Source organism: Phocaeicola sp. ICN-14070, assembly GCF_037892625.1.
Lineage (GTDB): Bacteria > Bacteroidota > Bacteroidia > Bacteroidales > Bacteroidaceae > Phocaeicola > Phocaeicola plebeius.
Genome location: NZ_JBBKBF010000003.1, coordinates 57,980 through 79,378, shown reverse-complemented (window position 1 = coordinate 79,378; position 21,399 = coordinate 57,980). Strand labels below are relative to the sequence as shown.

At 44.0% G+C, this 21,399-nt stretch carries 19 protein-coding genes; 13 read left to right on the top strand and 6 right to left on the bottom strand.

Annotated elements, in window-relative coordinates:
* Positions 1 to 4: 4 nt before the first annotated feature.
* The 5 genes from WKT20_RS01625 to WKT20_RS01605 all read left to right on the top strand — a co-directional run bounded on the left by WKT20_RS01625 (position 5) and on the right by WKT20_RS01605 (position 6,897).
* Entirely contained in the window at positions 5 to 1,261 is a 1,257-nt protein-coding gene (locus WKT20_RS01625) for an ABC transporter permease (RefSeq protein ID WP_117700731.1), read from the top strand.
* A 128-nt stretch (positions 1,262 to 1,389) separates the two neighbouring features.
* Positions 1,390 to 2,703, top strand: coding sequence for an energy transducer TonB (locus tag WKT20_RS01620; RefSeq protein WP_118163372.1), 1,314 nt, complete (start codon positions 1,390 to 1,392; stop codon positions 2,701 to 2,703).
* 24 nt (positions 2,704 to 2,727) lie between these two features.
* Complete coding sequence (locus WKT20_RS01615; RefSeq protein WP_118163370.1) at positions 2,728 to 4,926, top strand: S9 family peptidase; 2,199 nt, start codon at positions 2,728 to 2,730, stop codon at positions 4,924 to 4,926.
* Positions 4,927 to 5,003: 77 nt separating this feature from the next.
* A complete protein-coding gene (gene lipA, locus WKT20_RS01610) occupies positions 5,004 to 5,852 on the top strand; it encodes a lipoyl synthase (RefSeq protein ID WP_302462436.1) in 849 nt (282 codons plus the stop codon).
* 55 nt (positions 5,853 to 5,907) lie between these two features.
* Positions 5,908 to 6,897: a hypothetical protein gene (locus WKT20_RS01605; protein WP_118441137.1), complete on the top strand. Its 990-nt coding sequence runs from the start codon at positions 5,908 to 5,910 to the stop codon at positions 6,895 to 6,897.
* 3 nt (positions 6,898 to 6,900) lie between these two features.
* Here the strand turns inward: WKT20_RS01605 and WKT20_RS01600 are convergent, their stop codons facing one another.
* Genes WKT20_RS01600 through WKT20_RS01590 form a run of 3 tightly spaced genes read right to left on the bottom strand, consistent with a single transcriptional unit; the run spans position 6,901 to position 9,481 of the window.
* Positions 6,901 to 7,605, bottom strand: a complete 705-nt coding sequence (locus WKT20_RS01600) for an SAM-dependent methyltransferase (RefSeq protein ID WP_118243618.1) — start codon at positions 7,603 to 7,605, stop codon at positions 6,901 to 6,903.
* Positions 7,606 to 7,624: 19 nt separating this feature from the next.
* On the bottom strand, positions 7,625 to 8,617 hold the full coding sequence (locus WKT20_RS01595) for a gliding motility protein GldB-related protein (protein WP_340416713.1): 993 nt from the start codon (positions 8,615 to 8,617) through the stop codon (positions 7,625 to 7,627).
* Positions 8,618 to 8,623: 6 nt separating this feature from the next.
* Positions 8,624 to 9,481 carry an enoyl-ACP reductase FabI gene (locus WKT20_RS01590; protein WP_007563250.1) on the bottom strand — a complete coding sequence of 286 codons (858 nt, stop codon included), beginning with the start codon at positions 9,479 to 9,481 and terminating at the stop codon, positions 8,624 to 8,626.
* 318 nt (positions 9,482 to 9,799) lie between these two features.
* On the opposite strand from WKT20_RS01590, the gene WKT20_RS01585 reads away from it, so the two are divergent.
* Complete coding sequence (locus WKT20_RS01585) at positions 9,800 to 11,023, top strand: DUF4861 domain-containing protein (RefSeq protein ID WP_340416712.1); 1,224 nt, start codon at positions 9,800 to 9,802, stop codon at positions 11,021 to 11,023.
* 58 nt (positions 11,024 to 11,081) lie between these two features.
* On the opposite strand, the gene WKT20_RS01580 is transcribed toward WKT20_RS01585, so the two are convergent.
* Positions 11,082 to 12,056: an ROK family protein gene (locus WKT20_RS01580; RefSeq protein ID WP_117700739.1), complete on the bottom strand. Its 975-nt coding sequence runs from the start codon at positions 12,054 to 12,056 to the stop codon at positions 11,082 to 11,084.
* Positions 12,057 to 12,204: 148 nt separating this feature from the next.
* Between WKT20_RS01580 and WKT20_RS01575 the strand changes: the two genes are divergently transcribed.
* From WKT20_RS01575 to WKT20_RS01555, 5 genes are read left to right on the top strand one after another with little or no spacing between them, the layout of a single operon-like run.
* Positions 12,205 to 12,924 carry an ABC transporter ATP-binding protein gene (locus WKT20_RS01575; protein WP_007563257.1) on the top strand — a complete coding sequence of 240 codons (720 nt, stop codon included), beginning with the start codon at positions 12,205 to 12,207 and terminating at the stop codon, positions 12,922 to 12,924.
* 10 nt (positions 12,925 to 12,934) lie between these two features.
* Positions 12,935 to 14,185, top strand: coding sequence for an ABC transporter permease (locus WKT20_RS01570; protein ID WP_117700740.1), 1,251 nt, complete (start codon positions 12,935 to 12,937; stop codon positions 14,183 to 14,185).
* Between the two features lie 2 nt (positions 14,186 to 14,187).
* Positions 14,188 to 15,432 carry an ABC transporter permease gene (locus tag WKT20_RS01565; RefSeq protein ID WP_117700741.1) on the top strand — a complete coding sequence of 415 codons (1,245 nt, stop codon included), beginning with the start codon at positions 14,188 to 14,190 and terminating at the stop codon, positions 15,430 to 15,432.
* A 35-nt stretch (positions 15,433 to 15,467) separates the two neighbouring features.
* A complete protein-coding gene (locus tag WKT20_RS01560) occupies positions 15,468 to 16,565 on the top strand; it encodes an efflux RND transporter periplasmic adaptor subunit (RefSeq protein ID WP_118163367.1) in 1,098 nt (365 codons plus the stop codon).
* Positions 16,566 to 16,568: 3 nt separating this feature from the next.
* Positions 16,569 to 17,903 (top strand): TolC family protein, encoded by a 1,335-nt coding sequence (locus WKT20_RS01555; protein WP_340416711.1) that lies wholly within the window; start codon positions 16,569 to 16,571, stop codon positions 17,901 to 17,903.
* A gap of 190 nt (positions 17,904 to 18,093) precedes the next feature.
* Here the strand turns inward: WKT20_RS01555 and WKT20_RS01550 are convergent, their stop codons facing one another.
* Positions 18,094 to 19,506 carry a methyltransferase RsmF C-terminal domain-like protein gene (locus tag WKT20_RS01550; RefSeq protein ID WP_117700744.1) on the bottom strand — a complete coding sequence of 471 codons (1,413 nt, stop codon included), beginning with the start codon at positions 19,504 to 19,506 and terminating at the stop codon, positions 18,094 to 18,096.
* 75 nt (positions 19,507 to 19,581) lie between these two features.
* Between WKT20_RS01550 and WKT20_RS01545 the strand changes: the two genes are divergently transcribed.
* Both WKT20_RS01545 and WKT20_RS01540 read left to right on the top strand, forming a co-directional pair.
* Positions 19,582 to 20,376 carry a thymidylate synthase gene (locus tag WKT20_RS01545; RefSeq protein ID WP_007563267.1) on the top strand — a complete coding sequence of 265 codons (795 nt, stop codon included), beginning with the start codon at positions 19,582 to 19,584 and terminating at the stop codon, positions 20,374 to 20,376.
* Between the two features lie 18 nt (positions 20,377 to 20,394).
* Complete coding sequence (locus tag WKT20_RS01540) at positions 20,395 to 20,889, top strand: dihydrofolate reductase (RefSeq protein WP_270765106.1); 495 nt, start codon at positions 20,395 to 20,397, stop codon at positions 20,887 to 20,889.
* A gap of 11 nt (positions 20,890 to 20,900) precedes the next feature.
* Here the strand turns inward: WKT20_RS01540 and WKT20_RS01535 are convergent, their stop codons facing one another.
* The gene (locus tag WKT20_RS01535) at positions 20,901 to 21,380 is read right to left on the bottom strand and encodes an Lrp/AsnC family transcriptional regulator (RefSeq protein ID WP_117700746.1); all 480 of its coding nucleotides are present in this window, start codon (positions 21,378 to 21,380) and stop codon (positions 20,901 to 20,903) included.
* Between the last annotated feature and the right edge of the window lie 19 nt (positions 21,381 to 21,399).

Genomic DNA, 21,399 nt, shown 5'->3' with positions numbered 1-21,399 from the left:
GTTCATGAAAAAAGAATCGTTAAAACAAACCATACAACAAGGCTTTGCAGGTCTCTTCCATATATGCAAGCAGGAACTGAAAGCCGTTTTCAAAGACCAGGGCGTACTTATTTTCTTCTTGCTTGTCCCGCTGGCCTACCCGCTGGTATATGCCTTTATTTATACCAATGAGGTGGTACGCGAAGTGCCTGTAGCGGTAATAGACAACAACAACACGGCACTCAGCCGCCAGTTTATCCGTACGGTTGATGCAAGCGCCGATGTGCATATCCAGTCGCATTGTGCGGATATGGAAGAAGGGAAAAACCTGTTGAAAGAAACAAGGGTATATGGCATTCTCTACATTCCGGAAAGTTTCAGCAAAGACATCGCTTCCGGCAAACAGACTACAGTCAGTATTTACTGTGACATGAGTGGTATGCTATACTACAAAGCACTAGTATTGGCAAGTACCAACGCTTCACTCACCTTAAATAAAAAAATCCAGATACAGCGGATGGGAAATACAACGGAACGGCAGGATGAAGTCAGTACGGCTCCCATTGAATACGAAGATGTATCGCTATTCAACCCGCAAGACGGATTTGCCAGCTTCCTGATTCCGGCTGTGCTCATCCTGATTATACAGCAGACGTTATTGTTAGGCATCGGACTTTCAGCAGGAACTGCCCGTGAGAATAACCGCTTCAAAGACTTGGTCCCCATCAGTCGGCAGTATCAGGGTACGCTCCGCATTGTAGGCGGAAAGTCATTGGCCTATTTCCTGATTTATGCATTAGTAGCTGCGTATGTACTCTGCCTTGTACCGCAACTGTTTGATTTGGTACAAATTGCACAACCTATGACCTTACTGACTTTTGTGGTGCCTTACATCTTGGCATGCATTTTCTTTGCGATGACCTGCTCCATCTTTATACATCACAGAGAGTCGTGTCTAATGATTTATGTCTTCACCTCCGTGCCGCTCCTGTTTATCTCCGGAATCTCTTGGCCGGGAGCTGCCGTGCCTACATTCTGGAAAGTATTCTCCTGGATATTCCCATCTACGTTTGGTATCAACGGGTTTGTAAGAATCAACAACATGGGCGCAACTCTTCCGGAAGTGTTAGTCGAATATCAGGCACTTTGGATACAAGCTATCGTATATTTCTTCACAACCTGCATCGTCTACCGGCGACAAATCATATTGAGCCGCCGACATGCCATGGAGCGCCTGCGTATGTTCAGGCTACGAAAGCTGGTTGCAAAGACATCCAAATAACCAAACTTTATTCCTATTATCCGGCTTCGTAAATTTTACCAAGCCGGATAATTTATCTTTATTAACACCTGAACAAGAGTGAATACCCCAGAATACTCGTAGCTTTGCGAATATTTATAAACGAGCTTATGAAACACTTTATTTATATATTCGCCGGGCTGATATGTTACCTGATTACATTGACTCAAGTGGGGGCTTCTCCATTAGAAAACAAGAAACAGCGATTCCAAATTACCGTGCTGAATACCGGAGGAGAGCCGCAACAAGGTATCATTCTGAAAGTGGCAGGCTACAGCAACGAGTATATCAGCGACGAACAAGGTCTCATCGATTTCGAACAATCCACTGACAACAATTACGTTCGTACTGCCAATTTCTACTTCCCGACAGATAAGAACAGAACAATCAAATCCTTGCGACTGGACGAAGCAGCACAAGATACGATTATCCGTATAGACCGTCCGGAGGATTTGGCACGCTTCAAGCAAAGCGGCAAGACATTACTGGTAAATGGCGTGCTGAAAGAAGGAGGCAAACCTGTTCCTCATGCAGAAATCAGCATCCAGGGTACAGGAAAACGAACTTTCTCTAATGCACAGGGCGAATTCAGCATTGAAGCGGATTACAGTCATCTGATCATGATAAGGGCAGAACGTATGGAAAACAAATATCTTGACATCGAGTCTTTCTTACAAAACCCTAACCAGCCGTTAGAGATACGAATGACAAAGAAAGGAGCTGACCGAGTGTATCACGTAGTAGAGAAGATGCCAGAGTATCCTGGAGGCATGAAAGCTTTCTTCAACTATATCAGAAGAAAGGCGCATACTACGGAACTGGCCGAGGAAACTCAGAAAGAAGGTGCAGTCATGATTCAATTCATTGTAGAAAAAGACGGTAGTATCACTTCTCCCAGCATTGTAAGAGGGCTAGACGCACGTTTGGATACGGCCGCCTTAGATGCCATCATAGTGATGCCCGACTGGATTCCAGCACAGGAACATGGAGTTAACGTACGCTGTAAATATTCTGTTCCGGTTCCTTTCAAGAAGCCGAAACCAGCTCCTCCTGTTACTCCGAAACCCGCTCCTGAAATAAAGAAAGACAGTATCGCGGTACCTTCAGTTCCGACTGACTCTCTTGCGCAGGATACGATTCTTCAGGTTATCCCTATGCCATCCGCAGACTCACTGGTCACAGATACACTGATCACGGATACAACTTTAGTAGCCTCTGCTGACAGCATAGCCATACAAAAAGAAACAGCTGCATCATTGTCTACTTCTGAAGCCACAGAAGCCAAACCGAAAAAACGGAACTTCATCGTTCGTTTCTTCCGCTGGCTGTTCGGCATAAAAGACAAGGAAAATACGCCCGCAGAACCCAAGGAAGAAAAAACATCCGAAGTTATACCAGAAGAAGGAATTCAGAAAGAAGAATAAATGTAAAACTTAAATAACACAGTCATGAAAAAACTTTTTGTACTTTTTTATGCGCTAATGTGCCTGGTTACTCTGCAGGCACAAAAGGTAACGCTACAGGATGTAGCCAACGGTACCTATCGCGCACAAAGTATACAGGGATTAAAACCGATGCTGGACGGTGAACATTACACCCAAATCAGCAAGGACCACAAACGAATTGTCAAATACTCTTTTAAGACTGGTAAGGAGGTAGCCACCATTTTTGACGTAGCGACTGCCCGCAACCACAAGCTGAAAAGTTTCGATAACTATATCATGTCACCGGACGAAAGCTTGATATTGATTCAAACGGAAACCAAGCCGATTTACCGCCGTTCATTCACAGCTATATATTATATATACAACGTGAGAAACCGTACACTTGAACCTTTGTCAAACAACGGTCCGCAACAGGTTCCTTTGTTCTCACCCGACAGTCATCAGATTGCATTTGTGCGCAACAATAACATTTACCTTATCAAACTGCTTTTCGGTAACAGCGAATCACAAGTAACGAAAGACGGAGAGTACAATAAGGTGCTCAACGGTATTCCTGACTGGGTGTATGAAGAAGAATTCAGTTATAATCGTGCATTCGATTTCAGCGCTGACAGTAAAATGATTGCATATGTCCGCTTCGATGAAAGCCAGGTTCCCATGTACTCTTTCCCATGGTATAAGGGTATGGCTCCGGAAAAAACTGAATATACCACTTATCCAGGAAGCTATGACTACAAATATCCCAAAGCAGGAGTCGTAAACTCAAAGGTTAGCGTACATTCTTTTGACATAAAAAGTCGTGTAACCCGTAAAATGGAACTTCCTGTTGATTCTGACGGTTATGTACCTCGCATCAAGTTTACTGATGACCCAGAAAAGCTAGCCATCATGACATTGAATCGTCACCAGAACCGCTTCGACCTTTATATGGCCAACCCACGCAGTGCCATCTGCAAAGTGGCCATCCGCGACGAGGCTGAACAATACATCAAAGAACAAGCTTACTCAGACATCACTTTCTATCCTGAACATATTGTGATGATGAGTGAACGGGATGGATACAACCACCTTTATCTGTATACCATCGGAGGAAACCTGGTGAAACAAATCACAAAAGGAGAATTTGAAGTAAAAGATTTCCTGGGATGGGACCAGAAAGCAAACGTTTTCTATTATACCAGCAACGAAGGAAGCCCCTTGCGCACTGCGGTGTACAAGATTGACGGCAAAGGTAAGAAGACCAAACTTTCAACACGTACCGGAACAAACAATGCGTTATTCAGCAAAAACCTGAATTATTACATCAACACCTATTCCAGTGCACAGACTCCTACCCTTATTACACTGAACAATAACAAGGGGCAGGAAATGGTTACACTGCTTGACAACAAAAAACTGAAAAGCAAAACAGCGCAGCTGAACATGCCGACCAAAGAGTTTTTCTCTTTCAAAACCAGTGAAGGAGTAGAACTGAACGGTTGGATGATGAAACCAGCCAACTTCAATCCTTCCAAGAAATATCCAGTAATCATGCACCAATATAGTGGTCCTGGTTCTCAACAGGTACTCGACAAATGGGGTATCGGAAGCTTCGGTGACGGGGGTATGTTCGAAGCTGTAATGTGCGACAAAGGCTATATCATGGTCTGCGTGGACGGACGTGGTACCGGAGGTAGAGGAGCTGCATTCGAAAAATGTACTTACCTTTCCATCGGCGTGAAAGAAGCTACCGACCAGGCTGAAGCAGCTAAATACTTATCTACTCTGCCTTACGTAGATGGAAGCCGTATTGGTATCTGGGGCTGGAGCTATGGAGGATACAACACGTTGATGTCAATGAGCGAAGGGTCTGGCGCATTTAAAGCCGGAGTAGCCATCGCTGCTCCGACAGACTGGAGATTTTATGACTCAGTCTATACCGAACGCTTCATGCGCACACCGAAAGAAAATGGTGACGGTTACCAGGCTTCTTCTGCCATTAACCGGGCATCTAAGCTGAAAGGAAAGCTGTTGCTCATTCATGGAAGTGCAGACGACAACGTACACCTGCAGAATTTCATGGAATATAGTGAAGCACTGGTACAGGCAAACATCCAGTTTGACACGCAGATTTACACCAACCGTAATCACAGTATCTTCGGAGGAAATACCCGCAACCACCTGATGAACAGAGTGGCTAATTTCTTCCTACAGAACCTATAATATTTCATTTTAGCAGATGACACCAGCAACAAGAAACTGGTGTCATCTGCTTTTCTTTGTTCTTTTATCTTACCACTATGACACATATCAGAAAGCCTGAATGGCTAAAAATCCAGATTGGCACCAATGCCCGATACACAGAAACCAAACGCATTGTAGATACTCATAAACTTCATACCATCTGCAGCAGTGGACGCTGTCCCAACTTAGGTGAGTGCTGGGGAAAAGGAACCGCCACCTTCATGATTGGAGGAGCCATCTGTACCCGTTCCTGCAAGTTCTGTAATACGCAAACCGGAAGACCTCTCCCATTGGACCCGGAGGAACCGCTCAGAGTGGCTCAGTCCATCCAGCTCATGAAGCTTGACCATGCTGTCATCACCTCCGTCGACCGAGACGATTTGAAGGATTTAGGTGCCTCACACTGGGCGGCTACCCTGATGGCCATCCGAAAATTATGCCCTGACACCACCATAGAGGCGCTCATTCCCGATTTTCAAGGACACAGCGAATTACTGCAACAGGTCATTGAAACACGTCCCGATATTCTTTCACACAACCTGGAAACCGTCCGACGTCTCAGTCCACAGGTCAGAAGTGTAGCAGATTATGATACTAGTCTGAAAGTCATCCACCAAATTGCAGAGAATGGACTAAAAGCTAAATCAGGTATCATGGTCGGACTAGGAGAAACGGCAGAAGAAGTAGAAGAAACGATGGATGACCTTTTACAAAACGGCTGCCAGATACTGACCATCGGACAATACCTGCAACCAACCGCCAAGCACTATCCTGTAGCAGAATATATACATCCAGATCAATTCAAAAAATTTAAAGAAATTGGTGAAACCAAAGGATTTGAAATTGTAGAAAGCGGTCCATTAGTCCGCTCCTCTTATCATGCTGAAAAACATCTACGCAAATGATGAACAATTTACTTTTTTCGATTGTTCAAAATTTATCAACAGATGCTTTTCAACTATGAATCTATTGCTTAAATATAAGGACAAAATTGTATCGTTTGGTTTACTTCCTATCATTATCACACTGATAGGTATTCATTTTTTCCCAACAACAGCAATGCTGGGAATAGGGCTAGCTATCAGCATTGCTGGTTTACTTTATGATGTATTGCGACTAAAAGGACTTAATTTCTTCTTGTTACAGGGGACTATAGGTATTGGTATTTGCTTTTTATTAAGACTGTTCACCGGATATGACTATATTCCGAAGAACAGTCTGACTCCTTCATTAGAATTCATGTTGCTGATATGTGCCTTCATACATGTCACAGCTCCGGAAATTTATCGGAATTTTTTAAGAAAGTTCCACCTGAACTTTACTTCCTCCTATTTATTGGAAGCAAAAATAATCGTGATTTTTTCCAGTGTCCACTTAATTGTTTTGTTCTTCCTCTACAACAAGCTAATACCTTTTTCGCCTGAGAATAACTTTGGAATTATTTATTTGATCCCCACATTAATCTATGTAATCTGTTTGGTTGTCAACATAATAGGAATACAAGTTGCTGCAGCAAACTCACCTCAGGAACAGCATGTTATCCGAATAATTCCAATTTGTAATGGAAAAATCTATCTAGCTCCACATAGCGAAAATAAATCCATTTGGGATGCCCCTATTGCGTCTTTATTTGAAGGACCACTAAGAAAAAGTCAACGCTATGCTAAACATCTGGTCAAAAAACATCAACAAAATCTTCTAAGAAGTTTATATACGAAAAAAAAGTCTCTCCCCAGACTTATTCTGAGCTACAGAGCGCAAAGTATAGCTCCTGCTTTCACACAGTTATATATACTTCCTGTCAGCCATAAAGATGAATTCAAACTCACAGAAGGATGCTTCTTTACTTGTGAAGAAATCAAGCAAAATCCAGAGAAATTCAGCAATGAACTGAGAATAGAATGCGAACGCCTACAGATGGTTGCCCAGGTATGGAAAGAATTCAAATAAATTTTATTTGTAAATCAAGAAAATACAAGGAATCTTATTCAGTTCCGGCAACTTTCCCTTCCATTCCTTCACTGTTTTCGTCTGAATAAATTCTCCTTCACAAGTAATATTGGCAGCAATGCATAACTTAGTATGGGGACGACAAGTTTTCAAGATATCTTCCAACATCTTGTGATTACGATAAGGAGTTTCAATGAATAGCTGAGTCTGATTTTCAGAATAAACACGTCCCTCTAATTCTTTTAAACGACGCATACGCTCAGCAGGCTCTATTGGCAAATACCCATGAAAGGCAAAACTCTGTCCATTGAATCCAGACCCCATCACAGACAGAATAATCGAGGAAGGACCGACAAGAGGAACCACCTTTAATCCCCGTCGCTGAGCAATAGCCACTACATCCGCTCCTGGATCAGCTACGGCCGGGCAACCCGCCTCAGAGATAACTCCCATAGAATGTCCTTCTGCAAGAGGAGACAGATAACCAGATATAGCCTCTGGAGAAGTATGTTTATTTAAAGGATAGAAAGTAAGCTCATCAATACAGATAGATGCATCTACTTTTTTTAGAAAACGGCGGGCTGAACGTACATCCTCTACAATAAAATGTTTTATATTGACAATCACCTCCCGATTATAAGCAGGTAAAACCTTCTCGATAGACGTATCACCTAAAGTGACCGGTAACAAATACAACGCAACTTCCATAAGGAATCCTTTAAGTCAATCAGTTTAATTCTTTTATCATTTCTGCATAATCCGTTCTCTCTAGCAAACGCTTTATAGACAGCTCCGGATGCTTCTTCATATATCGATCTATCACCTTCATACCCAACCATATTCCCAAGAACGGAGGAGTCTTCTCACCATTAAATAAAAGTCGCGTATTAGAAGATATACAAGAACGGATTACCATAGGATCGGTAGTTTCCATATAATGGTTCAGCTTCATTTCTTTCCACAGCTCTTCTTCATGCTGCTCACACCATTTGACTTCCTCTTTGGTGTAACCTAAAGCTGTTTTTCCACTTCTATCTCCTTCAAGCACATTCTCCACTGTCCAGGCTATTTTTCCTCGATACAATAGAATGTCCATTAAAGATCGGTGACCTTCCAGCCACAGAAAAGGATATTGTCCCAGCAGATAAAAAGTAAAGCTGTCAGGCACAATATATTCTGGTGACATCGAACGACGCTGGTTGGCGTAATAATATTTTTTATAGAGAGGATAATCATCTCCCATATACTTATCCAAGCTTATTCCCAAAATACTATCACCTACCACTATAGATTGATTGAGAGCAGAAATCTGTGTATAAATCTTTGGAACAGGTAGTTCACGGATTTCCTTCTTCAAGTTTTTAAATCCATGAGTCAGATTCTCTTCAATGCTACTGACATCCTTGAACTTCTCTCCCACATCTTCCATCAAATGCACCAATATGGAATCTGAGAAATACGTACACAAACGCTCGTTCATGTCTAACATATTTACAGAGCCCAAATCAAGCACATCTTCCACTAACAGACGGGGTTCCTGAGCAAATTCAGTATTCATTCTCTGCAGAGAAAAGAAACTATTTTGCACAGTAGCCTCATACTGCAAACGGTCATATCGGGCTATTTTTATTTCTGAAAACGAAAAATCGTCTTTCTGCTTGTCAGAACGACAAGCAGAAAAGACGATTACACTCAATAATATAAAAATAAACCGATACATTCAATATTATCCGTAAATTATATTGCCATTGGCATCCTTATATTCATCCAGACCTTTTTCATAAGTTGCCATAGCTCTCAAACTCATACCTACGCTAGAGAAACCTCCATCGTGGAACAAATTCTGCATAGTTACCTTACGAGTCAGGTCAGAGAACATTACGATACAGTAATCAGCACATTCATCAGCCGATGCATTACCCAGAGGAGACATGCGATTAGCAAAGTCGAACAATTTATCCATACCTTTTACTCCCGATCCGGCAGTAGTCATAGTAGGCGACTGAGAAATGGTATTGATACGTACATGGTGTTCACGTCCGTAAATATAGCCAAAACTACGAGCAATTGACTCCAGCAAAGCCTTTGCATCTGCCATGTCATTGTAACCATAGAACGTACGCTGTGCAGCGACATAACTCAAAGCAACAATAGAACCGTATTCATTGATGGCATCCAATTTTTTAGCAGACTGGATCATCTTATGGAATGATACGGCTGAAATATCCAATGTTTTACTCAACATATCATAGTCCAAATCGTCGTAAGTACGCTTTTTACGAACATTTGGAGACATACCGATAGAATGAAGTACAAAGTCAATCTTTCCGCCCAATACTTCCATTGAACGTTTAAAGACATTTTCCAAATCTTCTACAGAGGTTGCGTCAGCCGGAATCACTTCACAGTTTAATTTTTCCGCCAAAGCAGAGACCTCACCCATACGTACTGCTACAGGGGTATTAGAGAGTGTGATAACGGCACCTTCTTCTACAGCCTTTTCTGCCACTTTCCATGCAATAGACTGTTCATTCAGTGCACCAAAAATAATACCTCTTTTTCCTTTCAGCAAATTATAACTCATATTATTTTCAATTATAAATTTGGGGCAAAGATACAAACTTTATTTACACTATTTACATTTATTGAGGCAAAATATTTAATCACGTAAAATTATGCTCAGTTTTTTCACTGATAAAATCAAAAATTGCAAGCATATATCAAACAGAAAGCTTATTTTTGCATCCAGAATAAAAAAGGTTTTTCATAATATTATTTAGGTTAGAATTAGATTTATTATCCTCCTGCATGTCCCCTGTGAAGGCAGCATGTTCAGGAGGATAATAGCTTACAGAAACATACGTGAATCACATTAATCTTAATATATAAACACATTATTACAATGAAAAAATTTTCCATTCTTTGTCTCGCCTTCATCTACAGCGGGAGTATGCTTTTCGCTCAAACAGCAGAAAAGACCATCAAAGTAATTGTCGAAAACCCTTGGAAGACAGCTAAAACAGACGAACCAGTAGTCATTGATATCCATTCCTTAAATACAGGGTTTACCGTTAAATCAGCCGTTGTGAAAGAAGGGAACAATGAAATACCTTCACAGCTGGACGATTTAAACTTCGATTTAAGAGCTGATGAACTGGCTTTCGTAACTAATTTGCCAGCGCAATCAAAAAAAGTATTCACCCTGACTCTTTCCTCTGCCAAGACAAACAAGACCTATCCAGCCCGTGTGTTTGCAGAAATGCTGTTCCGCACAGCCAAATCGAATGAATATGCCCACGGTACAGCTGTATACGCTCCAGGCGACAGCTATACTTATACCATTCTACAGCACCATGGCATTGCTTTTGAAAGTGAACTGGTTGCCTACCGTATCTATTTTAACGAAAAGCAGACAACTGATTTATACGGAAAGTTCAATAAAGGCCTGGAAATAGAAGAAAGCATGTTCTATCCTACAGACGAGCAATTACAAAAAGGATTCGGAGATGATGTAATTTTAGTAAGAGGCAGTTGCGGAGCCGGAACATTAAGAGGATGGGACGGTTCACAAGCTACCGACATTCAGCCCGTTGCCTTCCGCGGACAACGCCTCATCGCCAGCGGTCCGGTACGTACCATTGCTGATGCAGAAGTAAAAGGTTGGGAATACCAGGGAAAGGAACTGAACATGATTAACCGTTACACACTATATGCCGGACACCGTGACGCACAAGTAGACGTATTGTTTGACCAGCCTTTAGATAAAGAGACATTCTGCACAGGAGTGCAAAACATCGGTTACAGTGCTACCATGTATTCCGATCACGAAGGACTGGTTGCCAGCTGGGGCACCGACTGGCCCGTAGGCGACACCATCAAATACAAAAAAGAAACTGTCGGCCTGGCTACTTACATTCCGAAGAAATACATCAGAAAAGAAGCTAAAGACAAAGAAAACTTCCTTTATACAGTCAGTGCTCCGCAAGAAAAATGTTTCCGCTACTATACCATGTTTACATCACGCAAGGAAACATTCGGATTTCCAGACTCACAGACCTGGTTCTCTTACACACAAGAATGGAAAAAATCCCTCGAACAGCCCTGCAAGATAACCATTGAAAAGTAATCATAAAAAACAGCCTCGACAAATTGCCGAGGCTGTTTTTTTATGATTACGAAATAAATTAGTTCTCTTTTACTTCCCATCCCAATGCACTAGCACCCAATACGGCTGCATCTGCATCTTTCAACTGAGAAAGCAATAATTTTGTCTTTCCTGCATAAATCTTCAGGATATTCTCATCAATGGCTTTCTGAATCGGTTTCATGATGTAATCGCCAGATTTTGCCAAACCACCGAACAATACAATTGCTTCAGGGCTTGAGAAAGCAATAAAGTCGGCCAAAGCCTGTCCTAAAATACGACCTGTAAATTCAAAGATATCCTGAGCCAGTTTATCTCCCTTCACTGCTGCATCATACACGTCTTTTGACTGAATCTCATCAGCAGGAATATTTCTCAGCAAACTCGGTTCCGTACGCTGTACCAGGAATTCGCGTGCAGTACGAGCCACTCCGGTAGCAGAGCAGTAAGTTTCCAGACATCCCTTACGACCACATCCGCATGCACGACCGTTACGGTCTACAATTACGTGGCCCAATTCACCAGCAAATCCGTCATGACCATAAACCAACTGTCCGTTGATAACGATACCGCTACCAACACCAGTACCCAAAGTAATCATGATAAAATCTTTCATGCCACGTGCTGCACCGTAAGTCATTTCTCCGATAGCAGCCGCATTTGCATCGTTTGTCAAGGCTGTCGGAATTCCCAAACGTTCCTCAAACATTGAAGCCAAAGGAATAATTCCTTTCCATGGCAAGTTAGGTGCAAACTCAATTGTACCGCTATAGTAGTTTCCATTAGGAGCACCCACTCCCATACCTTTTATCTTTTCAGCTCCGCCAAACTGCGACAACAGAGGAAGAAGTTTCTTACATACAGCATCCACATAATCTTCAATGTTGTCATATTGCTGTGTCTTGACAGAATCAGAAGCCAACACATTACCACGTGAGTCTACTACACCAAATACGGTGTTTGTTCCGCCAATGTCCATACCTACTACATAAGGTTTTTCCATGCTTATTGTCATGACATTTCTCTATTTAGGGTTAATTATCTACGGACAAAAGTAAATAATCAGTAAAAACAGAGCAAATTTTTAACGCATTATTTTTCGGAGCATTTCACTTTTCTTATTTTTGCGTAACCTGATAAATGAATAAATTCACACAAACCAAATGATACACTTAAAAAACGTTCACAAAACCTATTACAACGGCACTCCCCTTCATGTACTTAAAGGTATTGACCTCCACATAGGAAAAGGGGAATTTGTTTCTATTATGGGAGCTTCCGGCTCCGGAAAATCTACCTTGTTGAATATTCTAGGTATTCTGGACAACTATGATTCAGGAGAATATTATCTGAACAATGTACTGATTCGCGACCTGAGTGAAAGCAAAGCAGCCGAATACCGTAACCGTATGATTGGTTTTATTTTCCAGTCATTCAACCTTATTTCTTTCAAGAATGCGATGGAGAATGTAGCTCTTCCCCTGTTTTATCAAGGGGTAAGCCGAAAAAAACGTAATCTGCTGGCTATGGAATACCTCGATAAGCTGGGATTAAAAGAATGGGCTCACCATCTTCCGAATGAGATGTCGGGCGGACAAAAACAGCGTGTAGCTATTGCACGAGCATTAATATCAAAACCTGAAATTATTCTGGCAGACGAACCGACCGGAGCGTTGGATAGTAAGACATCGGTGGAAGTCATGCAGATTCTAAAGGAACTGCATGAAAAAGAAGGGCTGACCATCGTAGTAGTAACCCACGAAAGCGGAGTTGCCAACCAGACCGATAAAATCATCCATATCAAAGACGGACTGATAGAGCGCATAGAAGACAACATTGACCACAATGCATCTCCATTTGGCAAAAACGGATTCATGAAATAAAACACTTACCATGACAGAATTAATACAAGAAATCTACGGAACCATCATGCGCAACAAACTGCGCGCCTTGCTGACTGGTTTTTCCGTAGCATGGGGCATTTTCATGCTAATTGTATTATTGGGAGCCGGAAACGGTCTCATCCATGCTTTTGAAAACCAGTCGAAGGGCATGATTATGAACTCCATGAAAATCTATCCAGGCACAACCTCACAACCTTACAAAGGTATGAAAGAGGGCCGCAGCATTTACCTGAAAGAAAGTGACCGCGAACTTACTGCTACATCATTTCCAGATCACATCATTCACACCGGTGCGACCGTCAGTAAAGGAGATGTCATTCTTACTTACGGAAAAGAAGCTGTCAGCATCGGAATCAACGGAGTCTTTCCTAATTATCCTTCACTTGAAGCTATCAAAATTAAAGAAGGACGTTTCGTTAACGTACGCGACATGGAGGAGCGACGAAAGATCATCGTACTACATGAAAAAACGGTAAAGAACCTTTTTCCTCACACTTCTCCTATCGGAAAGTACCTTAATGCGCAAGGCGTATCTTATCAGGTGGTAGGCATCTATACTGACCAGAATAGTTTTTCTCCTTCTGCTCTCGTTCCGTTCACTACCCTGCAAACCATCTATCAAAAAGGCGACAGCATAGACAACATCACGTTTACGACCAAAGGCCTGACCAATGAAGCGACCAACGAACAATTTGAAGCGGAATACCGGCAGGCTTTAGGACTGAAGAAACAATTCTCGCCTACCGATGAAGGAGCCATCTGGATATGGAACCGGTTTACGCAATATCTTCAACAACAGACGGCTACCCAAATCCTGCATACTGCCATCTGGGTAATCGGAATCTTTACCCTGCTCAGCGGTATCGTAGGAGTGAGCAACATCATGCTGATTACTGTCCGCGAACGCACACACGAGTTTGGCATCCGCAAAGCCTTGGGAGCCAAACCCGCTTCCATCCTCTGGCTGATTATCTCGGAAAGTGTGACCATCACGACTTTCTTCGGCTACATCGGCATGGTGGCAGGCATTGCCGTGACGGAATACATGAATCAGGTGGCAGGCAAACAGACCATGAACATGGGTGTATTTTCGATGACCTTTTTCGAAAACCCAACAGTAGACTTATCCATCGCCATAGAGGCTACCTTGACATTAGTTATCGCCGGTACACTGGCCGGACTCTTCCCGGCAAGAAAAGCAGCCAGAATCCGACCTATTGAAGCACTTAGAGCAGATTAATCATGAGAAGATTTGATTTAGATACATGGGAAGAAATTCTTCTCACTATCACCCGCAACAAAACCAGAAGTTTTCTGACTGCCTTCGGTATTTTCTGGGGAATATTCATGCTGATTTCCCTGATGGGAGGTGCCAAAGGATTACAACAAATGCTTTCCCGACAGTTTGAAGACTTCGCTACCAATTCCGGCTTTTTAGGTACAAACAAGACAAGCAAGGCCTACAAAGGTTTTCAACAAGGCAGATACTGGGACTTAGAAAACAAGGATGTGGAACGTGTGAGAAAACAGGTCAGTGAACTGGAAACCGTGACCGCCACCCTCGCCAAATGGGGTATTAATGCCATTTATAACAAAAATAAAATCTCAGGTACGCTGAAAGGACTTTATCCGGAATACCAGAAAATAGAAGAACCGAACATCGTGTTCGGACGGTTCATCAACGACGTTGACATACGCGACCAGCGAAAAGTCTGTGTGATTGGAAAGCGTATTTACGAGACCTTGTTCCCGGGAGGAGAAGACCCTTGCGGAAAGTTTATTGAAGTCAATGGCATCTACTACCGAGTAATCGGAGTAAGCATGGCGGTAGGAAATATTTCCATACAAGGCCAGTCCGAAACGTCGGTCATCATCCCGTTTTCTACCATGCAACAGAACTATAACTTCGGACAGAATGTGCAGCTGCTCTGTTATACGGCCCGTAAAGGATACTCCATCGGTGAGGTAGAGAAAAAGGTAGAACAAGTGGTCAAAAAAGCACACCTGATTCATCCGGACGACGGACAGGCCGTTATTCTGGTCAACGCTGAAGCCATGTTCAGCATGGTAGACAACCTGTTTTCCGGCATCCGGATTCTAGGATGGATGGTCGGCCTTGGCACCTTGCTGGCCGGAGCCATCGGTGTGAGTAACATCATGATGGTTACGGTTAAGGAACGGACCACCGAAATCGGCATACGTCGTGCTATCGGAGCGCGTCCGAATGATATCTTGTCGCAGATTCTCTCCGAAAGTATGGTACTGACCATCCTGGCTGGTATGGCGGGAATCTCCTTCGCCGTATTTTTATTAAACGTGACGGAAATGGGAACCTCCACCCCCACTTCTCCCACTGAATTTCAAATCAGTTTCTGGGAAGCTATCGGCGCCTGTCTTCTCCTGCTAGTTTTAGGACTGCTGGCCGGACTGGCTCCTGCCTACCGCGCCATGAGTATCAAACCCATTGAAGCCATACGCGACGAATAAATAAAACCACAAAACAAACAAAAACCAAAGTTGATATGAAAAAGTACATCAAGATTATCTCGCTGATAGTGATTGCACTCATCTTTATCGGCACATTTGTATTTCTGTACCAAAAGTCACAACCCAAAGATACGGTTTATGACATTCTTCATCCTCAAACCACAGACTTGGCACAAATCACCGTAGCTACTGGAAAAATTGAGCCACGCGATGAGGTGCAAATCAAACCGCAGATTTCCGGTATCATATCCGAAGTCTACAAGGAAGCCGGAGAAACAGTGAAAAAAGGAGAAATCATCGCCAAAGTCAAGGTAATCCCCGAATTAGGTTCGCTCAACTCTGCCGAAAGCCGCGTGCGCCTGGCCGAAATCAACGGCCGTCAGGCAGAAACCGATCTGGAGCGTATGGAAAAGCTTTACCAGAGCAAACTGGTAAGCAGCGAAGAATACGAAAAGACTTTATTAGCAGCTAAACAATCCAGAGAGGAACTCCAGGCTGCCAAAGATAACCTGGAAATCGTGAAGGAAGGTATCACCAAAAGCAGTGCCTCTTTCAGCAGCACACTGATTCGCTCTACAATTGACGGACTGATTCTGGACGTTCCCATCAAGGTCGGCAACTCGGTTATCATGAGCAATACGTTCAACGACGGTACCACCATCGCCACCGTGGCCGATATGAGCGACCTTATCTTTAGAGGAAACGTAGACGAAACAGAAGTGGGGCGTATTCACGAAGGAACTCCTGTAAAAATCACATTAGGAGCCTTGCAGAACATGAAATTCGATGCCGTACTGGAATATATATCTCCAAAAAGTGTAGAAAATAACGGAGCCAACCAGTTTGAAATCAAGGCCGCCATCACGGTACCCGACAGTATCACCATCCGTTCCGGCTACAGCGCCAATGCGGAAATCGAACTTCAGCGGGCCAACAATGCCCTGACCGTACCAGAAAGTACCATCGAATTCAGTGGTGACTCTACTTTCGTATATGTGCTGACGGACAGCGTACCGACACAGAAGTTTACACGCCGACAGGTACAGACCGGCATCAGCGACGGAGTAAATATTGAGATTAAAAGCGGACTGAAAGCCAACGAACCGATACGCGGACTTAAAAAAGAAATGTAAGCCATGAAAATCAATACAAAACTACTGACCGTACTGAGCATCAGTATGCTGTTGGCCAATGGCGCACAGGCTCAGGAGGCATGGGACTTGACTCGCTGCATCGACTATGCCATTGCTCATAATCTGACCGTCAAACAACAGGAGGCAGCTCGTGACAAAAGCGAAGTGGAACTGAATACTGCCAAATGGAGCCGTCTGCCCGACCTGAACGGTAGTGCCTCTCACTCTTTCAACTTCGGACGAAGCTTGCAGGCCAACAATACGTACCAGAGTATCAACACACAGAACACCGGCCTCAACCTGAGTACGAGTGTACCCTTGTTTACCGGTATGCAGATACCCAACAACATTGCGCTCTCCAAACTGAACCTGAAAGCGGCCACCGAAGACTTGAACAAGGCCAAAGAAGACATCAGCATTGAGGTAGCCTCTGCTTACTTGCAGGTGTTGTTCAACGAAGAACTAGTCAAGATAGCCCGGCAGCAGGTAGAGTTAAGCCAGGAAATGCTGACACAAAAGGAGGCCTATTTCAAAAATGGAAAGGCGTCTGAAGCCGAATGGTATGAAGCCAAGTCGCGCGTAGCACAAGACCAGTTGTCGCTGGTGCAGACTGAAAACGACTACCGTCTGTCTCTGCTCGACCTAAGTCAGCTGCTGGAACTGCCCTCTCCCGACAATTTCCGAATTGTCTCTCCCGACATCCAGCCGGAGCAACTGTTCGGTACACTGACTCCTCCTGCCGAAATCTACAGTCAGGCTTTACTGACCAAGCCGTCCATCAAAGCCGCACAATACCGTCTGGAAGGAGCTGCACGCAGCATCCGCATTGCACAAAGTGCCTATTATCCGCAACTAAACTTCGGAGCCGGACTTGGAACAAGTTACTATAATGTATCGGGAAGAGAAAATCCAAGCTTCCACTCTCAGCTGAAAGATAATTTCAGCCAGTATGTAGGACTCTCGTTAAGCATTCCCATCTTCAACCGACTGAGTACACGCAACCGCGTACGCACGGCACGCCTTGAACAGACTACCTTAAACTGGCAACTGGAAGAAACCAAGAAGAAACTTTACAAAGAAATCCAGCAAGCCTACTACAATGCCGTCAATGCAGAAAGCAAATACCAGAGCAGTCAGGTGGCAGATGAAGCAGCAGAAGCCTCTTTCAAGCTGATGAAAGAAAAATACATGTATGGAAAAGCAAATGCTACGGAATACAACGAAGCCCGAACCAACTGGATGAAAGCTGTATCCGACTGCGTACAAGCTAAATACGACTACTTGTTCCGTACCAAGATACTGGATTTCTACAAAGGAATTCCCTTAACCCTAAAATAGAACAACTTTCTATATTTCAGAAAGTTACAAAAACTTCATCAAAACGCTTTAGCTCTTTCAGAAAAACATCTTTATGTTTGGATGAAAACACCAAAGCGTTTTGATTAAAATGAACTTGCGTTTCAAATAAAGCGTACTTGCGTTTGATTTGAAACGCACTTGTGTTTTATGACGAATGTAAAGACGTTTTTTAACCGAATAAATCCGGAATAATTTCCGGCAAATATCCGCTTCGGATTCGCCACTCCTGCGGGTACAGATTATTGGCCCGGTTACCAATATTCTTGGCAAATCCTAACACCTGACCTTGATAAGTAAGCGTCACATATCCTCTCGGCATTTCCGGTGAAAGTACCACTGCTTCTTTCCGTAAATAAGCGATGGCTTGCGAGTAAGTCAGTTCAGCCATCGGAAACGATTCTTTCTCAAAAGCAGTACTCATGGCCAGCGCATGCGAAGGCTGCCAGTCCTTTCCCTTCAATTCCCCTAAAGAAATTCCGGCATGAAGTATGCGCAACTGGCTCTTTAGCAGGTCATACGTATCTTTATAGGCAGCGGGAAAAGCCATCGCTTCATTGTCATTTACCTCAAACACATAGTCTCCGGTTTCCTTCACCCATGCTTTCATCTCCTTAGGCACTTGAAGTGCAACGACCTTACCTCCTTTTCCTTTTTTGGAAGCCTTCCCACCGGTCTTTGTCCGCATACTTACCGCGGGTTCATCCGCTGTTTTCCGCAGAACTGCCAGAAACAGGCCCTCGCCCGTAGTTTTATGAGGCAGGAAACGATAAACCGGAAACTCCGTACCGATCAGATTTCCCGTAATGTGCCAGTCCGGCTGCATTTCCAAAGGAAGTACATCTGCTCCAAGTTCTTGAGCAATCCATGCCACATTGTCCTCATTTTCCTCCCGATTATATGTGCACGTGCTATAAACCAGCAGGCCTCCGGTCTTCAGGCAAGGCCATATATCCCGTAAGATACGGCGCTGACGCTGCCAGCAGGTGTCCACATTCTCTATGCTCCACTCCTGCACGGCCACTTCATCCTTGCGGAACATTCCTTCACCCGAACAGGGCACATCTGTCAGAATCACATCGAACAGCGGTCCCAATTCTGTAAAATCAGCCGGATCATTATTGGTTACAATCACCCCCGGATTTCCCCACTTTATCAGATTCTCGGCCAGCACCTGCGAACGGTTGCGCATCACTTCATTGGCAACCAGCAAGCTGCCTTCCGGAAGCACGCTACGGGCCAAGGTAGATTTCCCTCCCGGAGCCGCACACAAATCGAGCATCGTGACCGGCTCTTGCACATACTGCCGCAGCGCCTGTTCCAGAAACATAGACGAAGCTTCCTGCACATAATAGCAGCCCGCATGAAACAAAGGGTCGAACGTAAACGACGGACGACCGGACAGGTAATATCCCTCACGGCACCAGGGCACAGCAGTGCTTTCCTGCGGAACAAGGTCACTTTTATCCGTATTCATCCGAATACTGACAGGCGTATCTTTTCCCAATGCTTCAGCCAAAGCAGCAAACTCCGCATCTCCCAGCAACTGACGTGTACGGAGGATAAAATCAGAAGGTAAATTCATGTTTCCAGCAATTGATTACGGCGGCAAAAATACAAAAAAATTAGCTACCTTTGCACAAACAAAAAAAATCCAATCATGAAACAATATCTCGATTTGTTGCACCGCATCCGTACGGAAGGAGTACGAAAAGAAGACCGTACCGGAACGGGCACCATCAGCGTGTTCGGACATCAGATGCGCTTCAATCTGGAAGAAGGCTTTCCGCTTGTCACGACCAAAAAACTTCACTTGAAATCCATCATCCATGAACTGCTCTGGTTCTTACAAGGAGATACCAACGTGAAATACCTGCAAGAAAACGGGGTCAGAATCTGGAACGAATGGGCAGACGAAAACGGTGATTTAGGGCACATCTATGGTTACCAGTGGCGTTCATGGCCGGGTTATGACGGCAAGTTCATCGACCAGATTTCGGAAGCAGTGGAAACCATCAAGCATAATCCCGACTCACGACGCATCATAGTCAGTGCATGGAACGTGGGCGACCTGAACAACATGAACCTTCCCCCCTGTCATGCATTCTTCCAGTTTTACGTAGCCAACGGACGACTCAGTCTGCAAATGTACCAGCGCAGCGCCGATACCTTCTTGGGAGTACCTTTCAACATCGCATCGTATGCCCTGTTGCTGCAGATGATGGCACAGGTAACCGGCTTGAAAGCGGGCGACTTTATTCATACACTCGGCGACGCTCATATTTACCTGAATCACCTGGAACAGGTAGACCTGCAGCTCACCCGTACCCCGCGCCCCCTGCCTACCATGAAAATCAATCCGGACGTGAAAGATATTTTCAGCTTCCACTACGAAGATTTCCAGCTGGAGAATTACGACCCCTGGCCTCACATTGCCGGAAAAGTATCTGTATAACATTAAGAACCACCAGACATGACACTATCCATCATTGCAGCCATCAATCAGAAAAGAGGAATAGGCTATCAGAACAAGCTGCTCTACTGGCTGCCTAACGACTTAAAACGCTTCAAGGCACTGACCACCGGACATACCATCATCATGGGACGCCACACGTTTGAATCTCTTCCGAAAGGAGCTCTCCCCAACCGGAGAAACGTGGTACTCAGCCGTCAGGAACTGCACTTTGAAGGTGCGGAATGCTTCCACACACTGGCCGATGCCCTGCATACCTGCAAGGAAGACGAAGAGGTATTTATCCTCGGAGGAGCTACCCTCTACACGGAAACACTCCCACTGGCCGACTGCCTGTACCTTACAGAAGTAGACGATGAGCAGGCACCCGCCGATGCGTTCTTCCCGGAAGTAAGTCCGGAGTTATGGAAAGAAAAAAGTAGAGAATGCCATCCGACAGACGAAAAGCATCTCTACTCCTATAGTTTCGTAGATTACGAACGTACGCAAAAATAAGCCTCGCGATTTTAATCTTCATCATTCGCCAGATCCATTATCGGCATCTGGCGCTTGATAGCTTCACGGAAAGAAATAATTGTTTCCGAGCGCGACAAGCCCAACGGTTGAAGTTTATCGTGGATAATTTCCAGCAAGTGATGATTGTTCTTCGCATAAATCTTGATGAACATGTCATACTGCCCTGTCGTAAAATGACATTCCACTACTTCCGGAATAAACTTCAAAGCTTCCGTTACAGTATCAAACTGCTCCGGATCTTTCAAATACAAACCGATGTAAGCACAGGTTTCATAACCTACCTTTTCCGGGTCAATGATAAATTCTGAACCCTTCAGAATTCCCAGGTTCGTCAACTTCTGAATTCGCTGATGAATAGCGGCTCCCGATACATTACAAGCACGTGCTACTTCCAAAAAAGGAATACGTGCATTGCCTGCGATCATACGCAGAATTTGTTCGTCTAAACTGTCTAATTGATGATGTCCCATCTTCTATGTTTTTGTATTC